23 protein-coding genes and 2 tRNA genes are annotated in these 26,577 nt (G+C 64.9%); 9 read left to right on the top strand and 16 right to left on the bottom strand.

Annotated features, from left to right (window positions below; all coding sequences use genetic code 11):
- Positions 1-132: 132 nt before the first annotated feature.
- Positions 133-2,274, top strand: a complete 2,142-nt coding sequence (locus KF733_10420; protein QYK55415.1) for a transglycosylase domain-containing protein — start codon at positions 133-135, stop codon at positions 2,272-2,274.
- Positions 2,275-2,283: 9 nt separating this feature from the next.
- On the top strand, positions 2,284-4,071 hold the full coding sequence (gene mrdA / locus KF733_10415; protein QYK55414.1) for a penicillin-binding protein 2: 1,788 nt from the start codon (positions 2,284-2,286) through the stop codon (positions 4,069-4,071).
- Here mrdA and KF733_10410 read toward each other — a convergent pair.
- Genes KF733_10410 through KF733_10400 form a run of 3 tightly spaced genes read right to left on the bottom strand, consistent with a single transcriptional unit; the run spans position 4,050 to position 7,883 of the window.
- Entirely contained in the window at positions 4,050-6,152 is a 2,103-nt protein-coding gene (locus tag KF733_10410; GenBank protein ID QYK55413.1) for an O-antigen ligase family protein, read from the bottom strand. The two genes, mrdA and KF733_10410, sit on opposite strands and share 22 nt — an antisense overlap.
- Entirely contained in the window at positions 6,131-7,036 is a 906-nt protein-coding gene (locus KF733_10405) for a glycosyltransferase family 2 protein (GenBank protein QYK55412.1), read from the bottom strand. The genes KF733_10410 and KF733_10405 overlap by 22 nt, the downstream gene beginning before the upstream one ends.
- A complete protein-coding gene (locus KF733_10400) occupies positions 7,002-7,883 on the bottom strand; it encodes a glycosyltransferase family 2 protein (GenBank protein QYK55411.1) in 882 nt (293 codons plus the stop codon). Before KF733_10400 ends, KF733_10405 begins: the two co-directional genes overlap by 35 nt.
- A 253-nt stretch (positions 7,884-8,136) precedes the next feature.
- Here KF733_10400 and KF733_10395 point away from each other — a divergent pair, with 253 nt between their 5' ends.
- The 3 genes from KF733_10395 to KF733_10385 all read left to right on the top strand — a co-directional run bounded on the left by KF733_10395 (position 8,137) and on the right by KF733_10385 (position 10,234).
- A complete protein-coding gene (locus KF733_10395; GenBank protein ID QYK55410.1) occupies positions 8,137-9,672 on the top strand; it encodes a C40 family peptidase in 1,536 nt (511 codons plus the stop codon).
- A 91-nt stretch (positions 9,673-9,763) separates the two neighbouring features.
- Positions 9,764-9,839, top strand: a tRNA-Glu gene (locus tag KF733_10390).
- A 56-nt stretch (positions 9,840-9,895) separates the two neighbouring features.
- Positions 9,896-10,234 carry a hypothetical protein gene (locus KF733_10385; GenBank protein QYK55409.1) on the top strand — a complete coding sequence of 113 codons (339 nt, stop codon included), beginning with the start codon at positions 9,896-9,898 and terminating at the stop codon, positions 10,232-10,234.
- Between the two features lie 6 nt (positions 10,235-10,240).
- Here the strand turns inward: KF733_10385 and KF733_10380 are convergent, their stop codons facing one another.
- Together KF733_10380 and KF733_10375 are read right to left on the bottom strand one after the other, a co-directional pair.
- On the bottom strand, positions 10,241-10,711 hold the full coding sequence (locus tag KF733_10380; GenBank protein ID QYK55408.1) for a DinB family protein: 471 nt from the start codon (positions 10,709-10,711) through the stop codon (positions 10,241-10,243).
- A 74-nt stretch (positions 10,712-10,785) separates the two neighbouring features.
- Positions 10,786-11,895 carry a Nif3-like dinuclear metal center hexameric protein gene (locus KF733_10375; GenBank protein ID QYK55407.1) on the bottom strand — a complete coding sequence of 370 codons (1,110 nt, stop codon included), beginning with the start codon at positions 11,893-11,895 and terminating at the stop codon, positions 10,786-10,788.
- Between the two features lie 384 nt (positions 11,896-12,279).
- Between KF733_10375 and KF733_10370 the strand changes: the two genes are divergently transcribed.
- Positions 12,280-13,353, top strand: a complete 1,074-nt coding sequence (locus KF733_10370; GenBank protein ID QYK55406.1) for a DUF1385 domain-containing protein — start codon at positions 12,280-12,282, stop codon at positions 13,351-13,353.
- Here KF733_10370 and KF733_10365 read toward each other — a convergent pair.
- Positions 13,350-14,411 (bottom strand): glycosyltransferase family 4 protein, encoded by a 1,062-nt coding sequence (locus tag KF733_10365; protein ID QYK55405.1) that lies wholly within the window; start codon positions 14,409-14,411, stop codon positions 13,350-13,352. The two genes, KF733_10370 and KF733_10365, sit on opposite strands and share 4 nt — an antisense overlap.
- Positions 14,412-14,513: 102 nt before the next feature.
- Between KF733_10365 and KF733_10360 the strand changes: the two genes are divergently transcribed.
- A complete protein-coding gene (locus KF733_10360) occupies positions 14,514-15,794 on the top strand; it encodes an MFS transporter (protein QYK55404.1) in 1,281 nt (426 codons plus the stop codon).
- Positions 15,795-15,806: 12 nt separating this feature from the next.
- Here KF733_10360 and KF733_10355 read toward each other — a convergent pair.
- From KF733_10355 to KF733_10320, 8 genes are all read right to left on the bottom strand, one after another.
- A tRNA-Thr gene (locus KF733_10355) sits at positions 15,807-15,881 on the bottom strand.
- A 79-nt stretch (positions 15,882-15,960) separates the two neighbouring features.
- Positions 15,961-16,368 carry a hypothetical protein gene (locus KF733_10350; protein ID QYK55403.1) on the bottom strand — a complete coding sequence of 136 codons (408 nt, stop codon included), beginning with the start codon at positions 16,366-16,368 and terminating at the stop codon, positions 15,961-15,963.
- A 76-nt stretch (positions 16,369-16,444) separates the two neighbouring features.
- On the bottom strand, positions 16,445-17,131 hold the full coding sequence (panC, locus tag KF733_10345) for a pantoate--beta-alanine ligase (protein QYK57173.1): 687 nt from the start codon (positions 17,129-17,131) through the stop codon (positions 16,445-16,447).
- Positions 17,132-17,283: 152 nt separating this feature from the next.
- A complete protein-coding gene (panB, locus tag KF733_10340; protein ID QYK55402.1) occupies positions 17,284-18,030 on the bottom strand; it encodes a 3-methyl-2-oxobutanoate hydroxymethyltransferase in 747 nt (248 codons plus the stop codon).
- A 49-nt stretch (positions 18,031-18,079) separates the two neighbouring features.
- Positions 18,080-18,538: a thioredoxin-dependent thiol peroxidase gene (bcp, locus tag KF733_10335; protein ID QYK55401.1), complete on the bottom strand. Its 459-nt coding sequence runs from the start codon at positions 18,536-18,538 to the stop codon at positions 18,080-18,082.
- A 21-nt stretch (positions 18,539-18,559) separates the two neighbouring features.
- Entirely contained in the window at positions 18,560-18,964 is a 405-nt protein-coding gene (locus tag KF733_10330) for a CBS domain-containing protein (protein ID QYK55400.1), read from the bottom strand.
- A gap of 9 nt (positions 18,965-18,973) precedes the next feature.
- Positions 18,974-19,429, bottom strand: coding sequence for a hypothetical protein (locus KF733_10325; GenBank protein QYK55399.1), 456 nt, complete (start codon positions 19,427-19,429; stop codon positions 18,974-18,976).
- Between the two features lie 77 nt (positions 19,430-19,506).
- A complete protein-coding gene (locus KF733_10320; protein ID QYK55398.1) occupies positions 19,507-20,388 on the bottom strand; it encodes a hypothetical protein in 882 nt (293 codons plus the stop codon).
- A 55-nt stretch (positions 20,389-20,443) separates the two neighbouring features.
- Between KF733_10320 and KF733_10315 the strand changes: the two genes are divergently transcribed.
- Positions 20,444-22,750 (top strand): right-handed parallel beta-helix repeat-containing protein, encoded by a 2,307-nt coding sequence (locus KF733_10315; GenBank protein QYK55397.1) that lies wholly within the window; start codon positions 20,444-20,446, stop codon positions 22,748-22,750.
- Here KF733_10315 and KF733_10310 read toward each other — a convergent pair.
- Complete coding sequence (locus KF733_10310) at positions 22,747-23,769, bottom strand: deoxyguanosinetriphosphate triphosphohydrolase (GenBank protein ID QYK55396.1); 1,023 nt, start codon at positions 23,767-23,769, stop codon at positions 22,747-22,749. The two genes, KF733_10315 and KF733_10310, sit on opposite strands and share 4 nt — an antisense overlap.
- 29 nt (positions 23,770-23,798) lie before the next feature.
- A complete protein-coding gene (locus KF733_10305; protein ID QYK55395.1) occupies positions 23,799-24,815 on the bottom strand; it encodes an ROK family protein in 1,017 nt (338 codons plus the stop codon).
- A 141-nt stretch (positions 24,816-24,956) separates the two neighbouring features.
- Here KF733_10305 and KF733_10300 point away from each other — a divergent pair, with 141 nt between their 5' ends.
- Positions 24,957-26,576, top strand: a complete 1,620-nt coding sequence (locus KF733_10300; protein QYK55394.1) for an efflux RND transporter periplasmic adaptor subunit — start codon at positions 24,957-24,959, stop codon at positions 26,574-26,576.
- Position 26,577 lies beyond the last annotated feature (1 nt).

Genomic DNA, 26,577 nt, shown 5'->3' with positions numbered 1-26,577 from the left:
GGAACGGTTCACCCTGGCCGACCGTCATAATCCACACGAGTGACGCCTGCCGCCACGTCAAGAGTCCGCGTTCGTCCGAACCGGAAAGCCCGTAGGATTCGAAGGCTCAAGACTTTCGGCTGTGTCTCAGTTTTGCTTGTCAACGTTGTGCTCGCCGCGGCGACCGCCTATGTGATGCGGCAACTGGACGAAGCGGCGACGCTCCTTCCAAAGCTGCCTGAGGTGATGCGCTCCGCCACCAGCACGCCCAGCGTGATCGTGAGCGCGGACGGGAAGGTCCTGGAGACCATCCAAACCGAGTACCGCGAACCGGTCGACATCGACAAGGTCCCGGTCAAGGTGATCTACGCCATCCTCGCCGCCGAGGACAAGCGGTTCTACGACCATGGCGGGGTTGACCCCGTTGGCATGTTCCGCGCCGTCTTCAACACGGCGAGCGGCCGGCGCGTCGAAGGCGGCTCGACCTTGACCATGCAGCTGGCGAAGCAGGCCTTCACCAGCACCGACCGCACGATGGAGCGCAAGGTGAAGGACATGGCCTTGGCGACCCTCATCGAGCGCCGCCTGACGAAGGACCAGATCCTCAACCTCTACCTCAACACGGTCTACTTCGGGAGCGGCGCCTATGGCATCTCGGCCGCCGCAGAGGTGTATTTTGGTAAAGATCTGAACGATCTATCCTACGCAGAGGCGGCCATGCTTGCCCGTTGCGTGCGGCGTCCGAGCGTCGAAAACCCCTTTGTCGACCTGAAGACCTCGACGCGGAACCGGGACGTCGTCCTGCGGACGATGCTGGACGAGGGCTGGGTCAGCGAAGAGGACTATGAGAAGTCGCTTGTCGAACCGGTCAAACTGCGCAGGGACAAGGTCGCCGGCCTCTCTGGCAAAAAGCTTGCGCCGTATTTCGTGGACTACGTCCGTTCCTATCTCCGGGAGAACTTGCCGTCGGTCGACCTCTCCGGGGGCGGGTACCGCGTCGAGACCACGCTCCACTTCGGTTTGCAGCAGCAGGTCGACTCGGTGATCCGCGACCAGGTCAACAGTCTAAGGCGCTCGCGGGTGACGACGGGCGCGTTCGTTGTCATGGACAGCGAGGGCCGCATCAAGGCCATGACGGGCGGCCCCAGCTATGACCGCAACCAATTCAACGTGGTGACCCAGGGGCGGCGTCAACCGGGCTCCGCCTTCAAGCCGTTCATCTATGCGGCCGCCTTCGAGTACGGCACTCTCAGTCCCTATGGGAGCGTCAGCAACGAGCCGTTCAAGATCCGCGAGGGCAACGGGTACCGCTATATCCGAGGCGGCGGCAAGGGGGGCAGCGTCTCGGTCCGGAGCGCCATGATGTACTCGATCAACGTGCCCGCGATGTGGGCCATCCAGGGCGTCGGCGTGCGGAACGCGGTCCACTTGGCCAAGTCTGCGTTCGGGTTCAATAGCGACCTGCCCGCCGTCCCCTCGGTCGCTCTCGGCGCGGGTGAAGTGAGCCTGCTCGAGATGGCCTCCGCCTATAGCGTCTTCCAGACGGGCGGGGACCGGGTGGTGCCTTTCTGCGTGGTCCGGGTGATCGGCCCGGACGGTCTGCCGGTCAAAAAGAACGAGCCCACTGTGATTCGTCGCGTCATTAGTAGCGACGCAGCCCGGGGCATGGACTCCCTCCTGCGCGCGGTCGCCGTCAGCGGTACCGGCCGGGCGGCCGGGCGCATCACAAACGCACGCGGCAAGACCGGTACGACGAGCGACAACAAAGACGCCTGGTTCTGCGGCTATACGGACAAGTTTGTGGGCATCGGCTGGGTCGCGAACGAGATTCCCCGCGAGGGCCGCTCGCCCCGCTATGGCTCGATGGCGGAATGGGTCATGGGCGGCGACGTGGTCGCGCCCATATGGGCCCGGGTGATGGACCGCGTCCATGCCTTCTATCCCGAGAAGAAGTCCGAGCTCAGCAGCGCCGTAGAGCAAGAGTCGCGGCGTCAAAGGGACGAGGAGCCCGGCGACGAACCGCCGGACGAGCAACGCGCCGCCACTTCCGAGCCAGGTCCGCCCGAGGACATGCGCACGGTCCCGCTGAACGACGAATCCACTTTGGTCCCGAACGAGCCGGCAAAGGTGGTCGAGCCACCCGCCGCCCCCATCAAGATCGACCAGGAGACGCTTTCGGTGGAAGTGTGCGCGGATTCCGGCCAGCGCGCCACCGTCTATTGCCCCGAGAAAGTCCGTAAGGAGTTCAAGCGGGGGAGCGAGCCAAAGGGCCGCTGTCCGATCCACCGAGGCTAAACTCCCTGCATGATCCGCGCCCCTGAAGAACGACCGGTCACCCTGCGCGACTTCGTCTTCCTGGGGGTCGTACTGGCCGCTGTCGTGGCCTTTCTGGTCCGGCTCTGGTACCTCCAGTTCGTCCAATCGGACGAGCTGCGCGTCCGGGGCGAGAACTCGAGCGAGGCCTCGGTCTCGCGCCTGGCCCCGCGCGGCCGGATCCTCGACCGCAAGGGACGCGTCATCGCCGGCGTCCGGCCGGAAGTCGTCGTCACTGCGAAGCCAAGCATCGCCCTCAAGCACCCAGAAGTGATCCAGGAGGTCGCGGCCCGGCTCGGGATCGACCCCAAGCGCTTGAAACGCGAGATCGAGGAGCACGCGCGGGTCGGCGAGCTCCCCGCCCCCGTCCATGTCGGCGCCGACTTGCAGGTCGCGGCCTGGCTCGCGGAGAACGCCTACCGGCTCCAAGGCTTCGGGGTGGAGACCCAACCGGTGCGCAACTATGTCGCCCCCCTAGAGCTGGCCCACTCGCTCGGCTATGTGCGCCAGCCGCGCGACGTCGATGTGGAGCGCCTCGAAAAGCAGGGGATCCAGCCCGCCGCCTACGTGGGCCTGGCGGGCCTGGAGCGCCAATATGAAGCCGAGCTTATGGGCACGGCCGGTCGCGAACGCGTGATCGTTGACGCACGCCGGCGTCCGCTGCGCGAACTCGGGGTCGACCACCCGATCCCTGGAGACGACCTCGTCTTGGGCATCGACCTGGACCTTCAGAAATATGCCCTCCAGCTTCTCGGCGGCTATAGGGGCTCCGTCGTGGCGATAGACCCGAGCGACGGCACCGTTTTGTGCCTGGCGAGCAACCCCACTTACGACGCCTCCAAGTTCCTCGGGGGCCTCAGCCAGGACGAGTACTCGGCGCTGCGCGACGACCCCGCCCGGCCCCTATTCCCGAGGGCCTACGCGGCAGCGTACGCGCCCGGATCGACCTTTAAGCTCGTCACCACGATCGCGGGAATCGAGGCGGGCGTCTTTTCCCCGAGCCGCCCCGCTTTCTGTTCGGGCTACTACCAAGTCGGGCGCAAGCGCTTCAAGTGCCTTGGCGTGCACGGTTCGGTCTCCTACCACCGCGCCCTGGAGAAGTCGTGCAACGCGTACTTCGCAGACCTTGGCGTCCGCGCAGGGCCGGACGCGCTGCGTAAAGCGTGCGACCAGGTGGGCATCGGCCGCCGGACGGGCATCGACATTCCGGGTGAGGCCACCGGCACCGTGGCGACCGAGGAATGGTGGGCCAAGCACCGCGACCGCCCCTATTCCACCGGCGACACCGTGAACTTCAGCGTCGGCCAGGGCGAGCTTGCCGTGACCCCGCTCCAGATGGCGTGCGTCGCTGCGCTCGTGGCTAACAACGGGGAGAGCTACCAGCCGCACATGGTACGGTCGGTCGTTTTTCCAAACACCGGCGAGACGCGCAAAATTGATAAGTTTGTGCTAGGAAAGGTGGACGTTTCCATGCAGTACTGGCCGCTCATCAAGAGTGCAATGGTCGCCGCCATCGAGTCCGGAACGGCGCAAACCGCCCGCATCCCGGGCCTGCGCTGGGCCGGCAAGACGGGCAGTGCGGAGAACCGCAAGGACCACGACACCCACAGCTGGTTCGTCGGCTTCGCGCCTTTGGAAAATCCGCGCATCGCGATCTGCGTGATGGTCGAGAACGGGGGGCACGGCGGCACGCGCGCGGCGCCCATCGCCAAGGGCGTGGTCGAGCGGTTCTTGAACGGCGCGCCCTCGGCCCCGCCTCAATCGATCGCAAGCCGCTGAGCCAGGTCTTCGGCCCGCTTCGCGTCCGGGCTCCCCGGAGCGGACAATCGGGCCGCCTGTTCCGCGGCGTCCTTGCCGCGTGCGACCGCGTCCCGGGCGATTTGCTCGGTGATCCCTAGGAACCCGCCGGGCACCTTCGCCTCCGTCCCCCGCTTGACCAGGGGCCAGGTCAGCTCTGCGAACCGGGCGAACCCCTCCGCCGCGTCCAGCAGCAGCCTTCGCTTCGATTCGGGGTCGCTCTCGCGCTCGGCCAGGAAGAGACGCGCGTCGTAAGTCTCCAGGGGCACGAGCTCCGGGATCGCCCTGGTCTTGAAGTACACGCTGTCCTCGATCGCCACCAGCCGCTCGGCCGTGGCCAGCGCCATCTGCGTCTCGCCCCTCTGGCGGTAGAGCTTATAGAGCCGCTCCAAGGTCGAGAGGTTGTTGGGATCCCGGATCAGGGCTTCCTCCAACGCGGCCTGCGCCGACTGCGGGTGCTGCATCAGGAGCTCCGCGTCGGAGAGGAGTCGCAGGTACCGGGTGCTGGGCTGCCAGCGGGCGGCTTCACGAACATGGTCGAGCGCCTCCTGGGGCGCGTCGCTCGCGAAGACGGCCATGGCGTGCGCCTCCCCGTCGAAGGGCGCGAGAGAGATCGCCCGTTCGGAGGCCGCCCGGAGAGGTAGCCGCGCTTCGACCTGACGCGCGGTCTCCGCGCTCGCTTTGAAGAACTCGACCAGGGCGGTGTGCAAAAGGAGGCACGCAGGCAGCACGCAGCCGATCCAGAACAAGGCTTGGCGAATCGGCTTCGGCGTGGACTCGGGTTGGCTCCCGTCCGGCGCGAGCTGCAGGGCGGCGCCCATCAGGACGAAGACCACGAAGGCGACCCCAAAGTAAGAGAGCGAGCTCTCTACGAAGCCGTGCGTGCCCACCCCGACGACCCCGGCGACGACGGCCGCACGCAGCAGGTTTTGGTCTGGCGGCGCCGATAGGGCCCCACGCCAGACATCGCGCAGCCAGATTCCCGCCGCGACCAACAGCAAGGCCAGCGCGAGGACGCCGCCTTCAAAGGCCGTCTGCAAATAGGCCTGGTGTGCGAAGTGGGTCTGGCTGACAAGGCCAGGGCGCGCCGATTCGAATCGGAAGGCCCCGAGCCCCCAGCCCATGGGCCGGGTCTTCACCAACTCCGCCGCGCTTCGCCAAAGCAAGGTGCGGAAGCCCGCAGACTGCTCCTGGGTCGAGCTTGCCGCGACCACCCGGGCGAAGGGTTGGCCCGCCGTCCCGGTCTTCGGTGCAGTGGCGACCAGCCCCCCCACGAGCAGGCCCGCAAGGCCGAGCGGAACGGCCGCGACCGCCAGCCTCTTGGCCGGGACGCGCCACGCCAGAGCGATCCCCGCAAAGGCGGCGAGAGCCACCGCCTCCGCCAGGAAGCCGCCCTTGCTCTGCGTCAAGGCGAGCGCGAAGAGGACGAGGGCCGTGCTGAGCAGCCCGCCCAGCCGCTCCAAACGCTCTCCGGTGAGCCCCAGACCGAGCGCCACCGGGGCGATGACGACAAGGAGCCCGGCAAGGGCATTAGGATTGTTCCAGTCCGCGAAGATGCGATAAGTCGGCTCCGTGGCGCGCATCCCTGCGTATTCCAGGATGCCCTTGACCGCGACCAGCGTGCCCGCACCCGCCAAGCACCAGAGCACGGCGCGAATCCCGCGCCGGCGTCCCGCCGCCGCCACGGTCAGGTAAAGCGCGCACGCATAGAGGATCCAACTCGGCCACTGCGCATAGGCGAGGTAGGGGAAGGCGGTCACGCTCGTCGAGAGGCCGAGGACCACGACCAGGCTGAAGAGGGCATAGCCCAGACGGGGGTTCGGGGCCTGCAGGACGCGCCGCGAGAGAACGACGATCGCGAGCCCCCCGAGCACGAGCAGACCGATGAGGAGCCGAGCCCCGAAGGGAAGTTGGGCCCCGCCGAGCAGGCCCTCGGCAATGCCTCCCGGCCCGAAGGGTTGGGCGTCGAGGCTCACCTGGCCGCCGATAACCGGCACCAGGACGCAAGCGGCGCAGAGCAGGCCGAGCTCGGGCCTGAGGTTCAGCGCGGCCTTTTCAGCCATCGGCGCACGACGTCCATATGGTTCTTCGCGAGAAAGAGGCCGGCCCGCAACGCAAGCGCGGTCGCGGCGGCGGCGACCAGCAACGGGCGGAAGGGGGCAGGCGCTTTCGAGACAAGGTGCTTGCGGTAGTACCGCAGCATGGACTTGTGAAACCGGACGATCATCTTGTTCGCGACCCTGTCCGTGCTCCGCCCAATCGCGTGCGTCACCACCGCCTCGGGAAGATACACGACCTTGAACCCGGCCTCCCAGGCGCGCTTGCAGAGGTCGGTGTCCTCGCAGTACATGAAGTAGCCGGGATCCAGCAACCCGACCTTTTCGATGAGCTCGGCCCGAAGGAACATCGCCGCGCCGCTGACCCAGTCCACTTCTCGGTTCTGGGTGTGGTCGAAGTCCTGCATCAAGTACTCCTTGACATAGGGGTTATTCGGGAAGAGCCGGCCGAGGACGGTGTTGCGGAAGGCCGCCGCGACCGGGTTCGGAAACCTGCGGCAGCTGTACTGCAGCGAACCGTCTGGGTTCAACAGTTTCGGCCCGACGACGCCCACTTCCGGGTGCGCCTCCATATAGGCCAGCAGGGCGCGGACGCTGCCCTTGTGGACGACCGTGTCGGAGTTGAGGAGCGCCGCGTGGCGCCCCCGCCGCTGGGCCACGGCCAGGTTGTGGCCGCCCGTGAATCCCAAATTCGTCCCTTGGCGCAAGAGGCGGAACTCGGGGAACTCCCTCTCCACCATGTCCGGCGACCCGTCAAAGCTGGCATTGTCGACGACGAGGACCTCGAACGAGCCCTCGTCGGCGCAGGCCCTAAGGCTCGCCAGGCAGGTGCGAAGGTCTTCGACCGTGTTCCAGCTACAGATTGTTATGGTCAGGTCGAAATCCGGCATGGTAGCCCTTTGCCCGGGCAAAAGCCCCGGCTCGCACCGCCAAGGCAACGGCGGGAAGCAACAACCTTTGCGGCCCGCGGGAGTGCTTATGAAGGTAACGGACTAAGCTCTCGTGCGACTCCCAAATCATACTTTTGCGGACTTGTCGGGTGCTGGCCCCATGGTGGTGCCGGACGTGGCACTGTGAGGAATACCAGCATGGCCACCCCGCCTGCCCAAGCCGATAGAGAAGGTCCACCTCGTTAAAGAAGATGGGAAACCTTTCGTCGAAAGGACGGCTCGGATCCCCTACGGCTTCCAGCGCTGCACGTCGGAAAAGCAGGAAAGTCCCCATCGGCTGGGGGGCGGGGCCGTCCGCGGCATAGTCGAAGGTGGGGAGGCTGTACGACCCAAGCGGCGAACTAGGGAAGAGCCGGTCGAGGCCGGTCGCGGCCCCGAGGACGCCGGCGAGGGACGGAAAGCCACGGACCGACCGCTGAGTTTCCCCTTCGGGTCCGACCAAGCGCACCCCGAGCGCGCCATAGGTCGGCTTATCGATTAAGGTTTCGACAGACCGTTGGAGCGTATCGTCATCAAACTCTGTGTCAGGATTAAGCGTTAAGAGCCAATCACCTTGGGCATTAAGGAACGCCAGGTTGTTACCTGCGGCGTAGCCCAGGTTCCTTCCGGCCCTGACGAGCCGAACCCAGGGGAACTCGGATTCAACGGCCTCTGCGCTTCCGTCGCCGGAAGCGTTGTCGACCACAATAGTCTCTACCTCAAAGACGGGCCGAAAGCGCCAAAGGGATCGCAAACAGGCGAGCAAGAGGTCCCGTGTGTTCCAGTTCACGATCAGGATGCTGAGCATTCCCGCCGAAAATGCTACCACGAGTCCGAGGATCGAACTTTTAGAAAGGAGAGAAATATTGCATTTAAGGTCCCAATATCGGCCGTGCTGGTTGACGCTGCCGGAAAAACACCGGTATAACGCCTTAGCTTTGGCCGGGCTCGCAAGAGCTTTCGCCTGGCTCGGAGGAGGAAACAGTTTGACCCTATCCGGCACAGTTTGGGCTTGTGCGCTGCTCGCTAGCGCGTCGTACACGCCCTCTAACCGACACAAAATGGAGCCCGGGCAAAACTTTGCCACGGTCTCCAAACTTTATGGGATCGGCTATCAGAAGCTGATCGACGCCAACCCAGACGTGGAGCCCACCCGGATCCGGCCCGGCACCGTGATCGTGATCCCGGGCCGCGTCAAGGAAGAAAAGCCTTCCGCCGCCCCTGTCCAGGACGGGTACAAAGTCCAGAACGGGGACACCGACTGGAGCATCGCCCGCCGCTTCAACATCAAGCCGAGCGACCTCCGCGCCATGAACCCGAACGTGGACTGGCGCTACCTCAAGATTGGCTCCTACGTGACCGTGCCGACGGCGGTCGCCAAAGCCGAGCCGAAGACGTCCGCACCCACCGCGCCAGCTGCGCCCGCTTCGACCCCTGCCATGAAGCCGGCCTCGAAGACCGTAGGGCACGGCCGTCACAAAGTCCGCGTCGGGGAAAACGACTGGACGATCGCGCGGAAGTATGGCATCACCTCGACCAAGCTTCGCGAGTTGAACCCGGACACGGATTGGGGCCGCTTGAAGATCGGCGCCGTGCTCCATGTTCCCGGCGAAGCCACGGGTAGCAAGGCTGAGACTCCCGGGATCGCCCGCATCGCCACGAAGCGCGCCCGCGTGATTCGCGACAACGTCATCGTCCGCTCCGGCGCGAAGACCTCCGCGTCCCGACTCGCCATGGTGAGTCCAGGCCGCATCGCGAAGGTCCGCGACCGGGTGGGCGACTGGTACAAGTTGGAGTTCGGCGGTGGCACCGTGGGTTGGGTCCGCGGCGACCTGCTCGCTTCTGTGACCGCTTCTGAAGCCATCGCCGGCGGGGACATCCCGCGGGCGACCAAGATCGCGAAGGCCGCACCGACCAAGACCCGCACGGCCACAAGGTCCACCGTAGTCGCCACGTACCGCGAGCCGGCCAAATCGGTCGCCAGCCCCCGGTCTAGCCGCCCGGTCGCTCCCCTGAGCGCCGCCGCCGCGGGCTCGGTCGTGGGCACCGCCCTTGCCCAGCTCGGCACCCCTTATCGCTGGGGCGGCACCTCGCGAGGCGGCTTCGACTGCAGCGGCTTCACGAGCTTCGTCTATTCGCGGAACGGCAAGTCGATCCCGCGCACCTCGATCGAGCAGTCTCGCTCGGGCACCCCTGTCTCAAAGGGTGGCCTGCAGAAAGGAGACCTCGTCTTCTTCAACACGCGCGGTTCGCGGGTCAGCCACGTCGGCATCTATATCGGTGGCGGCAAGTTCGTCCACGCGAGTAGCGGCGGAGGAAGGGTCCGAGTGAACAACCTCAGCGACAGCTACTACAGCAAGCGCTACGCCGGTGCGCGCCGCGTCAGCGGCGTGAAAGGCTCCAAGGTGGCCGCCGACTTCGAGGAGAGCGATGCTCCGAAGAAAAAGGTGAAGACGGTCGTCGCCGACGAGCCGAAGGCCGCGCCCGCCAAGGAGCGCGAATCCGCGCCCGCGGCGAGCGAGCACACCATCCCCTCCACGCTGGAGATGGATCCCGCCCCGAAAGTCGGGCCGAAGTCCGACGTCGTCGGACGCTGAACTTGTCGCGGGACGCCGAAAGGCGTCCCGCGACTCTTGGTCATCCCGGCCTCCCGCCGTTGACCTGCCATAATTTCTCTCTGAGCGATCCGCCCCGGTGGTCTAGCGGTTAGGACGCCTCCCTTTCAAGGAGGAAATCGCGGGTTCGAGTCCCGTCCGGGGTACCACTCCCGTTCCGAGCGTTGTCGATCCGGAGTGCGCGCCGACAGGCAGGTGTCCTGAGATGAAGTTCCTCGTCGCCATCCATCGCCCCAACGACTTCGACCACGGCACCCAGATCACGAAAGAGGTCGTGGACGCCATCGACCAGGTCAATCAAGACATGATCGACGCGGGAGTCCGCGTCTTCGTGGGTGGCCTCAAGGCCCCGGGCAGCGCGAAGACCATCCGACGCGCCGTCGATGGCTCGCTCTCCGTGACCGATGGCCGTCACCTCGAAGCCCAAGAATACGTCGACGGGTTCTGGGTCCTGGACGTCGCGAGCCCGGACGAGGCCCTCGAATGGGGCAAGAAGGCGGCCGCGGCTTGCCGTGGCTCGGTGGAAGTCCGTCCGTTCGCCTAGCCGCGCCTAATTGTCCGGCGTCTCGTGCCCCAGCAGGTGCCGCACGGAATAGACCTGGCCCGTGTGGTAGGCCACGTGGAAGACCTGGTATTGCAACGTGTAGCCCCAGGTCCAGCCGTCCCGGTTCGAGCAAGGCTGCTCGCTATCGTGGGGGCTCGCGACGAGCGCGGCCTTGCACGCCTCGTGCACCCTCTTGACCTCGGCATAGACCGCCTCCGCGCCCAGATTCAGTTCGAAGGGCTGGCCGACATGGGAGGTGTAGTAGTCGGCCGCCTTGTTGACCAGCGGGCTCTCAAAGCCCCCTCCCAGCAGCGATTCGGCCTCCCAGTAAGCAATGTGCGCGGCCAGTTCGCCGGCGCTGAGCAATCGCGGGTCCGGCCGCTTCCAAACGTCCGAATCGGGGAAGTCTTTGAACGCCTCGCTGAGTTCCCAGACCGCCGAATCGAGCGCTGCAATGAGCAGGTCCATGCTTGCCATCGCGCAGACTATTGCACAAAGTGTTCGTAGATGTCAACATGTTCGCAATGAAAAAGCAGAACTATCTTAACCAGTTATAGCGGGCGACCATAAGTTCCGGGCTCCGGGGCGTAGACCTCGAACTCGATCTCGGGGAGCTTCTCGGCCAGCCGTCGTGCGAGGCGTTCCACGCCGGGTTGCTCGGTCGCGTAATGTCCGGCCGCACAGATCGCCAGGCCCGCTTCCACCGCGCTGAGCGCCTCGTCCTGGCGGACCTCTCCGGTGAGGTAGGCGTCCGCATGGCGCACGGCGTTTCTCCATTCGCCGCCCGCGCCGCCCCCGACCACCGCCACCGTCGCGATCTCCCGAAGACCCTCCGGGCACCAGAGCTCGCAGCGAGTGCCCAGGCACGCGTCCACATGGTCACGGAATGCCGCGCGGCCCATCGGTTCTGGCAGCCGCCCCCAGCGCCCCATCGGCAGGCCATAGGTAGGCCGCGTCAGAGGGAGGACGTCGAAGGCGGGTTCCTCATAGCTATGGATGGCGACCACGGCCTGCTCGACTTCGCGCCTCTTGGCTAGGGGGAAGACGGTCTCAATCCGGACCTCCTCGACCACTTCGACCTCGCCCGGCTTGCCGATCGTCGGGTTGGTCTCCGGGCCTGCCCAGAAGGTGCCCCGCCCCGGGGCCATGAAGGCGCACCGTTTGTAGGCGCCGATCTCGCCCGCGCCGGCCGCGGCCAGGGCGTCCAGCAGTGCGTCTACGTCGCTTTCCGGGCTATAGACGACCAACTTGGCCGCTTCTGCTTCGGAGGAGCCCCCGAAGGTTTGGACGTCCCTAAGTCGCAACCTTTCTGCCAGTTCGTCGTTGAGACCGTCCGTGGCGCAGTCCCAGTTGGTGTGGGCGGCGGCGAAGGCGATCCCCTCGCGCGCGAGCCAGAAGGGGAGCCCTCGGCGCGGGTCGTTGCTGTCCGCTGTAAACCGGTCGGTCGCCTTCCAGACGAGGGGGTGGTGGCTCACCAGCATCTGTGCGCCTCGCTGCCTCGCCCGCTCTGCCGCCCCGGTCGAAGAATCCAGCGAGACGACGACCCGCGTGACCGAAGCCGCGCGGTCGCCCACCTGGAGGCCGATGTGGTCCCAGTCGAAGGCCAGGTGGGAAGGGGCCAGGCTCTCAAGGGCCTGTTCGACGTCGCCGACAGTCGCCATGGCAACAACTCTACCGCCGTCGCGCCAGGGGCCATAAATGGCGAAGGCGGGCCTTAGCCCGCCACGCCCAGCTCACTGACACCTGCGATGTTATTATCCCGACTATTGCGATGAGACCGACAGAAGTCGGCCAGCTTCCGCAGTGCCTGTTCGGACTGGGGGTCCAGCGCCATGTCGCTCGTCATACAGAGAGCGAGAAGCGAGTACGCCTCATCCTCAGTGAGCTCCAACCGGTCGAATTGACCCATGTTCTTGCTCCTTGTGGCCAGTGCCACAGCGGGAATGACTGCGTTTCTGGCCAAAAAGTTCCGTGGACTGCTTCAAGTCTAGGGCATTTGATAGGCTCTCCGAGGCCGAAAGGCAGGGTAGGTACACTCCGCGCGAATGTCCGAGAAGTCGCCGGTCGAGAGCAACTTGAAGTCGGCCGAGTACCTCACGTTTGGCGGCATGGCCGTGGTGGAAGGAGTCATGATGCGTTCGCCGAACTACTGGGCGGTGGCGTGCCGGGCCCCCAACGGGAAGATCGTCGTCAAGACGGAGCCGCTCGAAAAGACCTGGATCGGCCGTCAGAAGTGGCTTAAGGCCCCCTTCCTTCGCGGAAGCCTGGCGATCTTGGACACGATGGCGCTCGGCACCCGCGCGATGAACTTCGCGGCGGGCGTGCAGACCGAGGAAAAGCATCTCGACCCCGCCGAGGCGGCCAGCGTCAAAAAGACGAGCAAGGCGACCGACAACTTTGTGATCGGCCTGACCATTTTGGTCTCGCTCGTGATCGGCTTTTTCGTCTTCAAGGCCGCGCCCGAGGTCGTCGCCGAGTTCAGCGTCCGCACTGCGACCGGCCAAGAGGCGAACCGCTTCCCATTGGCCACCAACTACATCGCAGAAGTCATCAAGATCCTGCTCTTCATCGGTTACCTGGGCGCGATCAGTCGCATCCCCACCATTTACGAAGTCTTCAAGTACCACGGCGCCGAGCACAAAGCAATCAATACGGTCGAGGCCCACGTCGAGCTGAACGCGGCGAACTGTGCCGCCCAAACCCGGCTCCACCCGCGGTGCGGGACGAACTTCGCGATCATCGTGGCGATCGTGACGTTCTTGATCGTGCCGCTCATCCCGCGCGACCTCATCGTCCCCTTGACGGCGCCGGGCTGGCTGCTAGCGGCCAGCCGCATTCTGGTGGACTTGCTCGTCTTGCCGTTCGTCGCCGGCATCAGCTACGAGGTCATCCGCGCGGCGGGGAAGGCAAAGGAGCAGAAATGGGTCAACGTGCTGCTCGCCCCCGGGCTCGCCACCCAATTCATCACGACCGCCGAACCGGAGCAAGCCCAAATCGAGGTCGCCATCGCGAGCCTGGAAGCTGTGATGGACGCGGAGGACACGGGGGAGCTGCTCAACACGGACGACTATCACGCTCGGGCGGCGGTGCCCTCGGACCCGGCTCCCGCGAACGCCTAGCCGAGGCGGGCGGCGCGGTAGTAGACCGCCTCGATCCGCTCCACCATCTGGGCGACGGTGAAGCGCTCCTGGATACGGATGCGCGCGAGGCGCCCCATGCGGTCGACGAGCACAGGGTCTGCGAGCAATTGGCGCATCGCGTGGGCGAACGCCTCGGAAGTCTGCTCGACCAAAAGGCCGTTCTCGCCGTGCTCGATCAGCTCGCCCAGAGCCCCGACTTTCGAGGCGACGACGGGCCGCCCCCGCGCCATGCACTCGATAACGGCGAGCCCGAACGACTCCATCACGGTGGGGAGAATGGAAAACTCCATGGCGTCGAAGAGCCGCGCGACGTCGCTGCGGTCGCCCGTGAAAGTCACCCGGTCGGCCAGGCCAAGCTTGGTGACTTCTTCGCGCAGTTGGCCGGGGAAGTCGCCCTCCGCCCGCCCGACGAACATCAGCTGGGTGTCCGTGTGCTCTTGGGCCAGGTTAGCAAAGGCCTCCAGGGCGATGTGATGGCCCTTCTCCGGCGCTATGCGCCCCACGAGCCCGACCAGGCGGCGGCCCTCGGGGATACCAAATTCGCGGTGCACCGCCGTCGAGTCCCCCTGGTTCCGGTCGGCGAAGTCGGTGCCGTTGTAGACGACGTCGATGGCGTCGGAGCGCACGCCCCTGCCTTTCAACACCCCGTGGATATAGTTGCTCACCGCGATGATGCGGTTCGAGCCCCAGGTGATGAAGCGATAGATCGGCTCGCGGGTCTCAACGTGGACGGTGGAGACGAGCGGCACCCGGTGGAAGGCGGACGCGATGGCGCCGAGGTACGTGGCGCGACTCAGGTGGGAATGGATCAGGGAGAACCCGCCTCGGCGGACGATCGACGAGACCTTGCCGATTGCGGTGCGCCCGCCCCCTTCGCGCATGTCCATCGGGTGGCAGGGGATGTTTGCCTCGGCCAGCGATTCCTGCATCCAGTCGATCGGCGGGCAAACGACTTCGACCGAGTGTCCCCGGGCCGCGAGCCGACGGGCGAGCACCAAGCAGTGGTGCTCGGCGCCTGACGTCGCCGAACTCGACACGATTTGCAGGACACGCAGGCGAGGCATCATTGGGGACGCGCGCTTACAGAAGGTCAAAAGTGTACCAGTGGCCGACCTCGGCGACGTCCATACTGAGTACAGATGGAGTCAGAGGGCAGGGGAATGATGGAGCGGCTCGCCCGCTCTCCTGCGCTCCGGGCCTTGCGCTATCCGGACTTCCGCATCCTCTGGTTCGGGGCGTTCATCTCCTTCATCGGATCGCAGGTCCAGACCCTCGCCCAGGGCTACCTGGTCTTCGACCTGACAGGCAACGCGGGGCAGCTCGCGATGGTGTCCTTCGCCATGACCCTGCCGATCTCGTTCTTCGGGCCTTTCGCGGGGGTCGTGTCCGACCTCTTCGACCGTCGACTTTTGCTTTTCGCGACATCCGCCGTGAACGCGGTGGGCCCGCTGTTCCTCGGCCTCACGTTGCTTTTTGGCAAGGTGCAGTATTGGCACTTCTTGGTGGTCTCGGTGGTCTCGGGCATCGTGGCCTGCGTCGAGCTGCCGACCCGGCAGGCCGTGGTCCGCAATGTGGTCGACGAGCGGGACTTGTCCTCTGCCATCCCGGCCCAGGCTTCGACGTTCAACCTGGCCCGCGTCGTGGGCCCAGCCCTGGGCGCGTTGATCTATAAGTTCTTGGGGCCGGCCGCGTGCTTCCTCTTCAATGGAGTCAGCTTTTTCGCCCTTGCTTTTGCCGCATTCTTAATCAAGTCCGACCTCCGCGCCGTGGTCAAGCGGACCGAGCCCATACGCGACCTCATTTTTGAAGGGATGAGGTTTACACTGAAGGATCCATCGCTCCGTTTGCTCTTTTTGATGGAATCTGCCGCCTCGGTTTTTGGCACCTTCTATATTTCTCTTATGCCTGCCATGGCTAGAAACCTCTTGGGGTTGGACGAGACAGGGCTGGGCCAAGCCTTCAGCTTTGTCGGGGCCGGGGCTATTGTCGGGCTCGTGCTGGCCGCCAGCATAAGCCACTTACCCTATAAGGCTCTAACCGTGCACGCGGCGATGGTGGTCTTAGGTTTCGCCCTCTTGGGTTTGACTTTGGCCCACTCGGTTTGGGTCGCCTTCCCGCTTTTCTTTGTTTTGGGAATGGCAACGATCCTGCAATTTAACACCACAAACACGCTCTTCCAGTTGTTGGCCCCGCCGAAACTGAGGGGCCGTGTGCTTTCTATGCACATGTGGGCGATCGCTGGGGTCGCCCCCATAGGAATCTTCGTCTTTGGATGGGCGGCGGAACTCTTCGGCCTTCGTTCCTCGATCGGGGCGGCGGCAGGCATCCTGATCCTGTTGTCGGCGTTAGCCCTTACCCAATGGGGTGTCGTCCGCGAACCGGACTATGAAGCGCTGCGCGGCGGGCCGGAAAGAGGCTAGGGGTTAAAAGGCTGGAGCCGCCTGGCAGATTCGAACTCCCGACCTACCGCTTACAAGGCGGTTGCTCTACCACTGAGCTAAGGCGGCGGAGAGGGAAATCTACCGCAAGGCGTAAAAAAGCCGCACCGACCTTCCCGGCGGTGCGGCCTTCCTACATCGCTTGGTCTTAGCCGTTGCGGCGGCGGCGTCGACTCTTAACGAGCTTCACGGAGCCGTCCGCATTATAGCCGATCTTGTAACCGGCGGGAATCTGCTCCAGGATCTGCTGCACGTTCTCAGGCACGGCGGCGGAGCGGCTTCCCCGGCCGCCACCGCGACGTCGGCTCTTGCGGAAGGACTTCGCCGCCGCCTCAGCCTCGTTATCGCTGGTGACAACCTGGAGCCCGTCGCCCGTAAGCTTCATGATCTCCGCGCTCGGCGGGATGTGCACGAAGATGTATTCGTCCGAGTTCAGCATACGGACTTCAAAGGGCAGGACGTGCTTCTTCACGCCGATTCGCAGGGTCAAGACACCCGATTTCGCCTCGGTGCGAAGTTTCAGGGCAGACTTTGTTTTCTCAAGACTCTTAGCCATGTTTGGACTCCCGACTGCCTTGCCCACCTTGGCATTTGGCTTTGGGGCCTTAGTATGGCGCAACAATTCCAGAAGGTCAAGCCTCTTGTGCGTTTTCTAGTATCGGAACGTTATCGATCAAGCGCACACCGGCATATCGTGCTGCGCACACAATGCGCGCGTCGGGGGCCAATTCCGCTGGTTCTTTCATGCTAAGCGGGTCGACAACGGCAAGGTATTCCACTTCAAAACCGCGTTCCGTGAGCAAACTCTTCGCATCCACTACCGCTTGTGAGTCTAAAGTCCCCTGAGCGGCTAAGCGCGTGGCAAGCGCATGCATTGTGATATACATCTGTGCGGCAAGGATCCGATTTTCTGGCGAAAGATAGCGGTTGCGGCTCGAAAGGGCAAGTCCGGTAGGTTCTCGAACCGTCTCGACAAAAGAAAGTTTTAAGCCAAATCCTAGGTCGCGCACCATGCGGCGTACCACGGCGCATTGTTGCAAGTCCTTAAGGCCGAAATACGCGCGGTCGGGCGTGGAAGTCAAAAAGAGCTTTGCGACTACGGTCGAGACGCCCGCAAAATGCGTCGGTCGCGCCGACCCTTCAAAGCCCTCGCTCACGTCTTCGACTAAAACTTTGGTGGTCTGGTAGGGGTAGAAGTCCTCGGCGGTCGGTGCGAAAACGGCGGTGGCCCCCGCCTCCTCCAGGAGCGCAAGGTCCTCTTCGAACGTCCGCGGATAGGCGTCGAAGTCCTCCCCCGGGCCGAACTGGGTCGGGTTCACAAAGATCGAGACCAGGGTCGAGGCGCACTCGGCCCGCGACCGGTTGACAAGCGCCATGTGCCCCTCGTGCAAAGCCCCCATGGTCGGCACAAGTCCCAGCTCGCCCAGGCCCGCGCGCGCCTCCCGCAGCTCCGCGACGGTCCGAAAGATCCTCAGAACGAATTCTCCTCGGTGGGGAACTCCCCTTTGCGGGTTTCTGCGACGTATTTGGCGAGGGCTTCCGTAATCAGCCGACGGCCCTCCAAGTAGACCTTTGCGTGCTTGAAGCTCCGCGTTCCCAGGCCGAGCACATCGTGGAACACCTGGATCTGGCCGTCGCACCAGGGCCCCGCGCCGATGCCGATCGTGGGAACCTTGACCTCCTGCGAGATTCGCCGCCCAAGCTCGGCCGGCACCAGTTCCAAGACGATCGCGAAGGCGCCCGCTTCCTCCAACTCCTTTGCCGCGCGCAGGATGTCCTCGCCGCCGTCCCGACCCTGCACTTTGTGCCCGCCGAACTCGTTGACGGATTGGGGGGTCATGCCCAGGTGCCCCATCACGGGCAGGCCGATCCGCACAACTGCGCGCACCTCTTCCAGCAGCGGGCCCTCGAACTTGACGGCCTGTGCGCCGGCCTTGGCCAACTCACAGGCGCTTTCCACCGCCTGCGCGACCCCCGCCCCGTAAGAGCCGAAAGGAAGGTCGGCCACGAGAAGGGCCCGCTCCACGCCCTTCGCGACGGCCCGCACGTGGGTCAGGGTCTCCTCGAGCGTGATCGGAAGCGTGGTGGGGTGACCGTGGACGGTGGTGGCGGCCGAATCGCCGACCAAGACGACGTCGACGCCCGCTTCTTCCGCCATCGATCCGCCCGGCTCATCATAGGCGGTGAGGCAGACGATAAGCTCGCCCGCCTCCTTCATCTTCCTCAGACTCGGTGCTGTTACCCGCCCCTTCATGGCGCGGGCGAGTCTACTGCCCGCCCTTGGTCGCGGCTAGGACAGCGGCCGCGTGCCCTTCCGGTTTAACCTTCTGCCAAGCCTTGACGACCCTCCCTTCCGCATCCAGCAAGAAGGTCGAACGCTCGACCCCCATGTACTTCTTGCCGTACATGGATTTTTCCACCCAGACCCCCGCCGCGGTGGCGAGGGCGCGGTCTTTGTCGGCAAGGAGTGTGAAGTTCAAACCGTACTTGCCGGCGAACCTCTTGTGCGAGGCTTCGCTATCCGGGGAGACCCCGATCACGCGGACGCCTTTGAACTGGGGCATGGCGTCGCGGAACTCGCAGGCTTCCTTTGTACACCCGCTCGTGTCGTCCTTCGGATAGAAGTAGACGACGGCGTGCGCCCCTGCGATGTCTTGGCGCGTCACGGTGTTCCCGTCCTGGTCTTTCAGGACGAAGTCTGGGAAAAGCTGGCCTTCGGCAACCACGCCGTTTCTACGCCGGAATCGTCAGGGTGTCTCAGCAGGCTCGGCGTCCAAGAGGATGGCCTGCATCAGGTCGACTCGCAGCACCACGCCGCTTAACCGGTCGTCCTCGACGACGGGCAGCATGGTGATGCCCTGGCTGATCATCCGGTGGAGGGCGTCCGAGACTTCGGTATCGGGCGATTCGACCGTCGGCGACGGCGTGGCGAAGCGTACGGCCGGCTCTGCGGCGATCGCCATGAGGCTGCTGTGGCTCCCGACGGCCCGGCAGAGGTCGCCTTCCGTGAGGATCGCCATGGGATAGCCGTCCTGGTCCAGCACGGCCAAGGCCGGGAACTGGTAGACGTCCATCTTATCGACGGCGTCGCGCACGGTGCTTTGGTCGGTCAAGGTCGGCACATGGGCGTGCAAAACCTCGCGAAGCGTCACTGCGGCAATTTACCAGTAGGGCGGGAAAGTGGTGGCGTCCTTCTGTCGCTGGTAGGAGTTGACCACCTCGTACGACGTCGGCTCCCAGGAGCCCTTGGTCTTTTCGAGGTCGACGTAGAACACCGCGCTTTCATAGGTGCCGAACACGTTCTTGTCCTCGGCGACCGCGATCACCGAAGCCCGTTGATCGTCGGTGTACCGGATCCGGTAATAGAGCAGATCGCCGTCCACGCCTGCGTCGCCAAGCGCCACCTTGATAGGCTCGACCATGCCGTCCCCCTTCATCTTGGTGAGGATCTCTGTGTAGCCATAGGGGATCGCGCCGACCGCGATCACGAAGCCCAAGATCCATTTCCAAGCCGGGAAGCTGTCGTTCTGCCGGATCGGGCGGAAGAAGTGGACGATGACGGTCAGGAGCACCGCAATCGCGAAGCAGGACATTGAGTAGCCGACCAGCCCAAGCATAGAATCCTCAACCAGGTCATTCCACAAGAGGCCGGCTTTCCCCTATCAGCCCCCGCGTTCAAGTGCGGCCTCCGAATCTAAGGGGCGGGGCAGAGTGCGAAAACCTCGTACTTCGACCAGCTCCAGAGAGCGGTGCCCGCGGGAGGGTCGATGGTGAGGGCGACCTCGCCCTTGCCCCAAAGGGCATCGGCGTCGACCCCCGTCTCGCTCCACCCCCATCGGCGGTTTCGATCCTCCGCTGGGTCGTACCACCATCGGGCGAAGGCGCCATCGACCATGATGCGGGCCCGTTGGCGGCCGTGGAAGCGGTCGTAAAGTCGCCGAAGCCTCAGTCCAAGGCATCCGGTCGGGACGGGAACGCTCCAGACCGCCCGGTTTAAGTGGCATTGGACGGCGCGCGCGAGGGGGCCTCCCCCGGCTGTCTCAGACGCCAGGATCTGGACTTGGCTGGCGTTCTGGGCGGTCCAGCCGCAGGCTTCGAGACTCATGGGGTCGGCTAGGTCGAGCGTCTGGACCAGGGCGCATGTGAGGCCCGGGAGCGGGGCGACGAGGCCCTTGCCCTCCAGCGACCGGAAGACCGGGGTGCCGCCCGCCGCCTCGCCCCGGGGCACGTCCTCGCCGTCCACCCTCGTCGGGGCATCGAAGCGAAGCGCCCAACCGCACCCTTCCCAGCGCCCATCGAAGGGGATGGGCGAAAGGTCTCTTGGCACGGGGCGCGAGCGAAGGGTCGCGGTCACCAGCCCGGGCTGGGCACGCCTCGCGACGACGAAGTCGTCGAACCTCCCCGTCAGCGGGCATTCTTGCGCCCCGTCCGCCTCCACCACGACCGGGCCGCAGAGCTTGTAGAGGCCGGGCCCGTCGCAATCCGCGACGACCTTCTGGCCGCCGATGCCCGTATAGAGCCCCTCCTCCCCCGGGAAGGAGAGGGCGGTCGTGAAATCGCTTGCCGCGAGGTCCAAGGCAAAGATTGTGGTTTAGATGCGGCGGTTCCGGCAGGTTGGATTAGAATGTGGCATGACTGCGGCGATCGCATTCGCCCTTATGGCCAGCGCACCCGAGATCAAGCTTCGGCCAGGCATGGTTCTGACAAAGTCTTGCCGGGTGCAAACGGCCGACTATTTGCTGCCCAGTCCCGATTCCTCCGGCAAGCAGGGCGTGGTCACGATCAAGGGCGACGACATCGAGGTTGACTTCCAAGGTGCGACCCTGAGGGGGACCAAAGCGACTGTCGCCCCCGACGAGCGGTCAGGAACGGCGATCCGCGTCCAGGGCCGGAACATCACCCTCCGGAATGTGAAAGTCCATGGCTACAAAATTGGACTTTACGCGCAAGATGCGCGCGGCCTGAAGATCCTCGACAGCGACTTCTCCTACAACTGGCGGCAACGCTTGAAGAGCACGGTGGAGCGAGAAGACCTCGAAGACTGGATGAGCTACCACCACAACGAGGCGGACGAGTGGCTGCGCTATGGGGCAGCGATCTACCTGAGGGGTTGCGACGGCTTCAAGGTGCGGGGAGTGACCGTGACGGGCGGCAGTTGCGCCCTCATGATGACGAACTGCAACAACGGCTTGGTCGTCAACAACGACTTCTCATTCAATAGCGCCGTCGGCATCGGTTTGTACATGTCTTCAGAAAACAAGATTGTCCATAACAAGCTGGACTGGTGCGTGCGGGGCTATTCCCACGGCGTCTATTCCCGAGGGCAGGATTCCACCGGGTTCTTGGTGTACGAACAGTCCAACTCTAACCTATTCGCCTTTAACTCAGCGACTCATGGCGGAGACGGATTCTTCCTTTGGGCGGGACAAACGACCATGGACACGGGGGAAGGCGGCTGCAACGACAACGTCGTCTATGGAAACGATTTCAGCCACTCGCCCGCCAACGGCATCGAGGCCACCTTCAGCCGTAACAAGTTCGTCAACAACCTCTTGGTCGAGTGTGGCAACGGGGTCTGGGGCGGCTACAGCTATGACACGCTCATCGCCGGGAACGTCATCGCCTTAAACGGGTCCGGGGTCGCGATCGAGCACGGGCAGTTCAACGACATCTTCCACAACACGTTTGCCAAGAATCGGACCGACATCCGCCTGTGGTCAAACCCGACCGCGCCCGACCCGAACTGGGGCTATCCCAAGTTCCGTGACACCAGGAACATCGGCACAAAGATCACGGATAACTTCTTCGCACCACCGGCCGGGCGAGTCGCCCTGCTTGAGCGCGGGAAGAACATTGAGTTCAGCAATAACGTGATGGCTGACGAAGCCGAGCCGGTCGCAAGGGACGTCGAAAACTTCGTCCAGAGTTCCAATGTCCGCCCCCGGGGGATTTTCCTGACGGACAAGCTACCAGGTTACAAGCCCGATCCCTACCCGGTTGACGACAGGATGGTGAGCGATCCTAGCGCCGATGAGATCGTTTCTCGTTGGAGGTACGACTCCTGGAGCCCCACGGAGATGCCCGTGAACAACTTCGATCTCATGCGCGGAGAGCCTCTCCAACGCTTGCTCGGAATGAGACAGGCGCCCCTGATCGGCGGTCAGGACGCGATGTTGCCTCGGGGCGCCCTGCGTGGCCGCAAGTACATCATCGTCGACGAATGGGGCCCTTACGACTTCCGCAGACCGTTGCTTCGCCACCGACATTGGGAGAAGGGCGACAGCCTCACTTTCGACGTGCTCGGCCCTAAGGGCAGGTGGCGCGTCAAGTCCGTCCGAGGCGGAAAGCTCGAGAAGCAATCGGGCACGGTGCCCGGCACGCTTCGGTTCACCCCGGACCGGTCCAGCGGCGTGATCGACCGCCGCATAGAGCTGGAATATGCGGGTGGGAAGACGGTCGACGCAAGGGGCATCATGACGCCTGCGGGCAAGTCGGTCGCCTTCGTTTGGGAAGACCGCCGCATCGAACTCGCCTGGGACGTCGCGTTCTGGAAGTGGCAGCAGCTCGGCCCCGACCCGAAGACCCCGCCAAACCTAGATGCAGTCGCGCAGGGCGAGCCGGTGCTGAGAGAAAAGCGTCCCGCCCTGGACTTCGCGACCTCCGGGAGCCCGGCGAAGGGCGTCCCCGCGGACCACTTCCTGACCGTCGCCGAGACAAAGACTCGCGGCCTCAGCGGGAGCTTCGACCTGAGCGTGACGTCCGATGACGGCGTGCGCCTCTATGTCGACGGCCGGGGCGTCATCGACGAGTGGCACTATCAGGGGCCGACCACGTTCACGAAGGTCGTCACCCTGCGGCAGGGAAGCGTGGTCCGGATCGAACACTTCGAGATCGACGGGTACACGACCTTGCAAGTGCAACTGACGCCCCGGCGCTAGGCGAGCCGGTCGAGCCTCTGGCTCAGCCCGGTCGGCACGAAGAGCCGCTGGAAGTCGGCGATGGCGAACCGGTCCGTCATGCCGCTCACGTAGTCGACCGCGCCTTGCACGCCGTCGAACCCAGGCGGCAAGGTGTCGGGCTTTTGATAGTGGTCGAAGAGCGCCCGCACGACGTTTTGCGCTTTGACGATGTCAGGGTCTAGGTCGGTATAGCGAAGGTAGACGTTCTCGAAGAGCCAAGTCTTGAGCTCGTTCGCGAGGGTCAGCACGGGCGGGGAGAACCGGACGGCAGGACTCTCGCGGCTATGCTCGATGACGTCTCCGACCAGCCTGCCGACCCTTTCCCCATGCGTCTCGCCGAGTGCGGCGAGGGACTTCGGAACGGTCTGGACGATGCCAGACCGAACGGCGTCGTCCAGGTCGTGGGCGAGGTAGGCGATGCGGTCGCTGACCCTGACGACCGCGGCTTCTAACGTGCTGGTCGGTTCGCCGTCAAGGTCCGTGAGGTCGGCCGCGCCCTTGCTGTGCCCGGCGATCCCTTGGCGCGTCTCCCAGGTGAGGTTCAGGGGCGTGAGAACTTCCACGACGCGCAGGCTCTGGGCGCTGTGGCGGAACCCCTCTGTATGCCCCGCTTGGAGCAGCGCGGTGTGCAAGGCCTCTTCACCGGCGTGGCCGAAGGGGGTGTGCCCCAGGTCGTGGGCAAGCGCGATCGCTTCGGTCAGGTCCTCGTTCAGGCGGAGCGCACGACTGACGGTGCGCGCGATCTGGGCGACTTCCAGGGTGTGGGTCAGCCGGGTCCGGAAGTGGTCGCCGGCTGGGGCGACGAACACCTGGGTCTTGTGCTTCAGCCGGCGGAACGGTTTGGAGTGGAGGACCCTGTCCCGGTCCACCATGAAGGCAGTTCGGACAGGGTCGGGCGGTTCGGGCCGCTCTCGCCCCTGCGAAGCCGCGGCCTGTTGGCCGAAGGGGCCAAGGAACTCAGCCTCCTTCGCTTCTATCTCGTCACGAATGTCCGCCACTGCAGCTTCAGACGAAGCGGGGGGCTGGATCACTGCGGCAAGGCCGCCAAGGCCAGGGCGGCCGCGCCGAGCAGCCCGGCGTCGTCGATCTGCTCGGCGGTGAGAATGCGGCAATCGGCGAAGAGCGCCGGGATCGCGGTGTTACGGGCCTCCGCGATCGCGGGTAAGAGAAGCGGGGCGCCGACCTTGCCGATCTGGCCGCCGACCGCCAGCACGTCCGGCGCGAAGATGTTGATCAAGGATCCGAGCCCGGCCCCCAGGGCGGCGCCCACCTCGGACCACACCTCGAGCGCCATTTCGTCGCCCTTGTGGGCGGCTTCGGCCAGGTGTCTCGGCGTCACGTCGGCGATGTCCGCGACCATCTCGCGGACCAGCGAAGTGCGACCCCGCCGCAAGCGGTGCTGGGCCCGGCGGACGATGGCGTCTCGCTGGCAGTAGGCCTCCAGCGACCCATAAGCGCCCGAATTGCAGTCCAGCCCGTTCTGGCGGATGACGATGTGGCCGAGTTCGGCGCCCCCCTGGTTCCCGCCCAAGAGCAGCGCGGGGCCCACGCCGCCTTGGGTCGCGCGCCTCCCCAGGACGACGCCGCCGCCAATGCCTGTGCCCACAGTCACAAGGACGAGGCAATTGGCCTCGCCCTTGCCCGAGCCATAGGAATATTCTCCGAGCGCCGCGCAGTTCGCGTCGTTGCCCAGCGTCACGGGGAGGCCGAGGATCTCATGGAGGAGGCGGCCGAAGGGCACGTCCGTCCAATAGTGGAACACGCCCTCGTGGGCCTTGCCGAAGTTCGGGGCCCAGCGCACGACCCCCTCGCCCGCGTCAATGAAGCCGGGAACCGCGACGCCGACTGCTTCGACCGGCCCGGCCGCGTTGCCGACGGCGGCACGGATCGCTTCCGCGGTGGCCGCGACCGTTTCTTCGACCCCGGCTTGCGCTCGGGAGGGGATCTCGACCCGCTCGCCCATGGCCCGGCCAGCCTGGTCAATCGCTTGGGCGCGCACGTTGGTGCCGCCGAGGTCGACTCCTACGACGCATCTGCTCGACAAGTCCTAAGTCTATCTGGTCAAAGCAACGTTGCACCGTCCCGGCTGAATCGCAACCAGGGGGGCGCTACGTCGGTAAATTACCGTAGTGCGGGCCGCGATGGCCTGCCTTAAGGCAAGGGAAGTTTGAAACGCGCCGCCATTGTGATTCTTGTCCTTTTGGGCATCCTCGTCGTCGTCGGAAGCTTTGCCTTCCAGCAGTTCCAGAAGTCGGCCCAGGCGGCGCTCGAGGCGAAGAAGCACGAGATCAAGGTCGATAAGGGCGACGTGCTCGTCCAGGTCGTCGACACAGGCACCCTCGAAGCCGTGACCAACGTCGAGGTGAAGAGCCGGGTGAGCGGGCGCATCGCGCGGCTTCTCGTCCAGGAGGGCCAAATGGTCGCCAAAGGCGACCTCATCGCCGAGATCGACCCCCAAGAGACCCAGCTGCAGGTGGATCAGAACGCCGCCCAGGTGCGTGGGGCCGAGGCCGGGGCAAGGCGCACCGAGGTCGAGATCGCGCAGCGGCGAGTCACGGCCAGGACCGCCTTGGCAAAAGCCCAGTCCCGACTGAAGCAGCTTGAGATGGAAATGGGCGCCCAGCCCGCCTTGACCGCGGCTTCGATCACGACGGCCGAGTCGAACCTGCGTTCGGCCCGGGAAGCGCTGCAGCAATTGACCACCGTCACCCAGCCGAACGAACGGACGGCCGCGGAGGTCGCGGTCCGCAACGCAGAGTCGCGCCTCGAGAACGCAAAGAGCGAGGCGACGCGGCAGAAGAACCTGATGGACCGCGGCTTCGTCGCCCGTCGGGAACTGGAGAACGCCGAGCTCCAAGTCTCGCTCGCCACGACCGCTCTTCGCGACGCCCAGGAGAACCTCTCTCGCTTGGCCGAGGGGCAGCGCCTGGCGCGGCAGCAAGCCGAAGAGCGCGTGCGACAGGCCGAGGCCAGCCTCCAATCCAGCCAGATCAACCGAGTCCAAGATTCTGTGAAGCGGGAGCAGTACTTGCAGGCGCGACAGGACGTGCGCGACGCGGAGACGCAACTGCGAGACATTGAGGCCCTGATCGCAGGACGCCAGCAACAGGCGGCCCAGATCGACCAACTTCGGAGCGTGCTTCGCGACGGCCAGCGTCAGCTTGGCGAGACCCGCATCCTCTCCCCGATCACTGGGATCGTCACGCGGCGCGACGTGCAGGTCGGTGAGCTCGTCGCCAGCTTGAACAGCTTCAGCGCCGGCACGACCATCGTGCGCATCGAGGATCGCGACCATATGCAGGTCCGCCTGGAGATCAACGAGATCGACGTCGCCCGACTGAGCGAAGGGATGAAGGCCGAGGTCTTGGTGGACGCCTTCCCGGAGAAGAAGTTTACAGGCCGCGTGGCCACCATAGCCCCCACGAACACGAGCGCGGGGGCGACGACGAACAACCCGGACGCGGTCGTCAAATACGAGGTCAAGGTCCTGCTCGACGACCCGCTATCGCTTCTAAAGAGCGGCATGTCGGCGAAGTGCAGCATGCGCGTCATCGACCGCAAGAACGTGCTGCGCGCGCCCATCGACCGGGTAGGGAAGGATGAGAAGGGGTACTTTGTCATGGTTCCTCCGGACAAACCTGGACCGAAGGCCGAGAACAAGCGGATCGATGTCAAAGTCGGGGCCAAGTCGGACACCTTCTACGAGATCGTGAGCGGCGTGACAGAGGGGCAAAAGCTTGAACGGCCGCCCTTTGGCGGGCCCGAGCGTAAGGGAATGATGTCCTTCGGCCCGGACGAAGAGTAAC

The organism is Fimbriimonadaceae bacterium, assembly GCA_019454125.1.
In the GTDB taxonomy this organism is placed as follows: domain Bacteria; phylum Armatimonadota; class Fimbriimonadia; order Fimbriimonadales; family Fimbriimonadaceae; genus JALHNM01.
The sequence above is the reverse complement of the archived record's forward strand: the minus strand, read 5'-3'. Positions and strand labels throughout refer to the sequence as shown.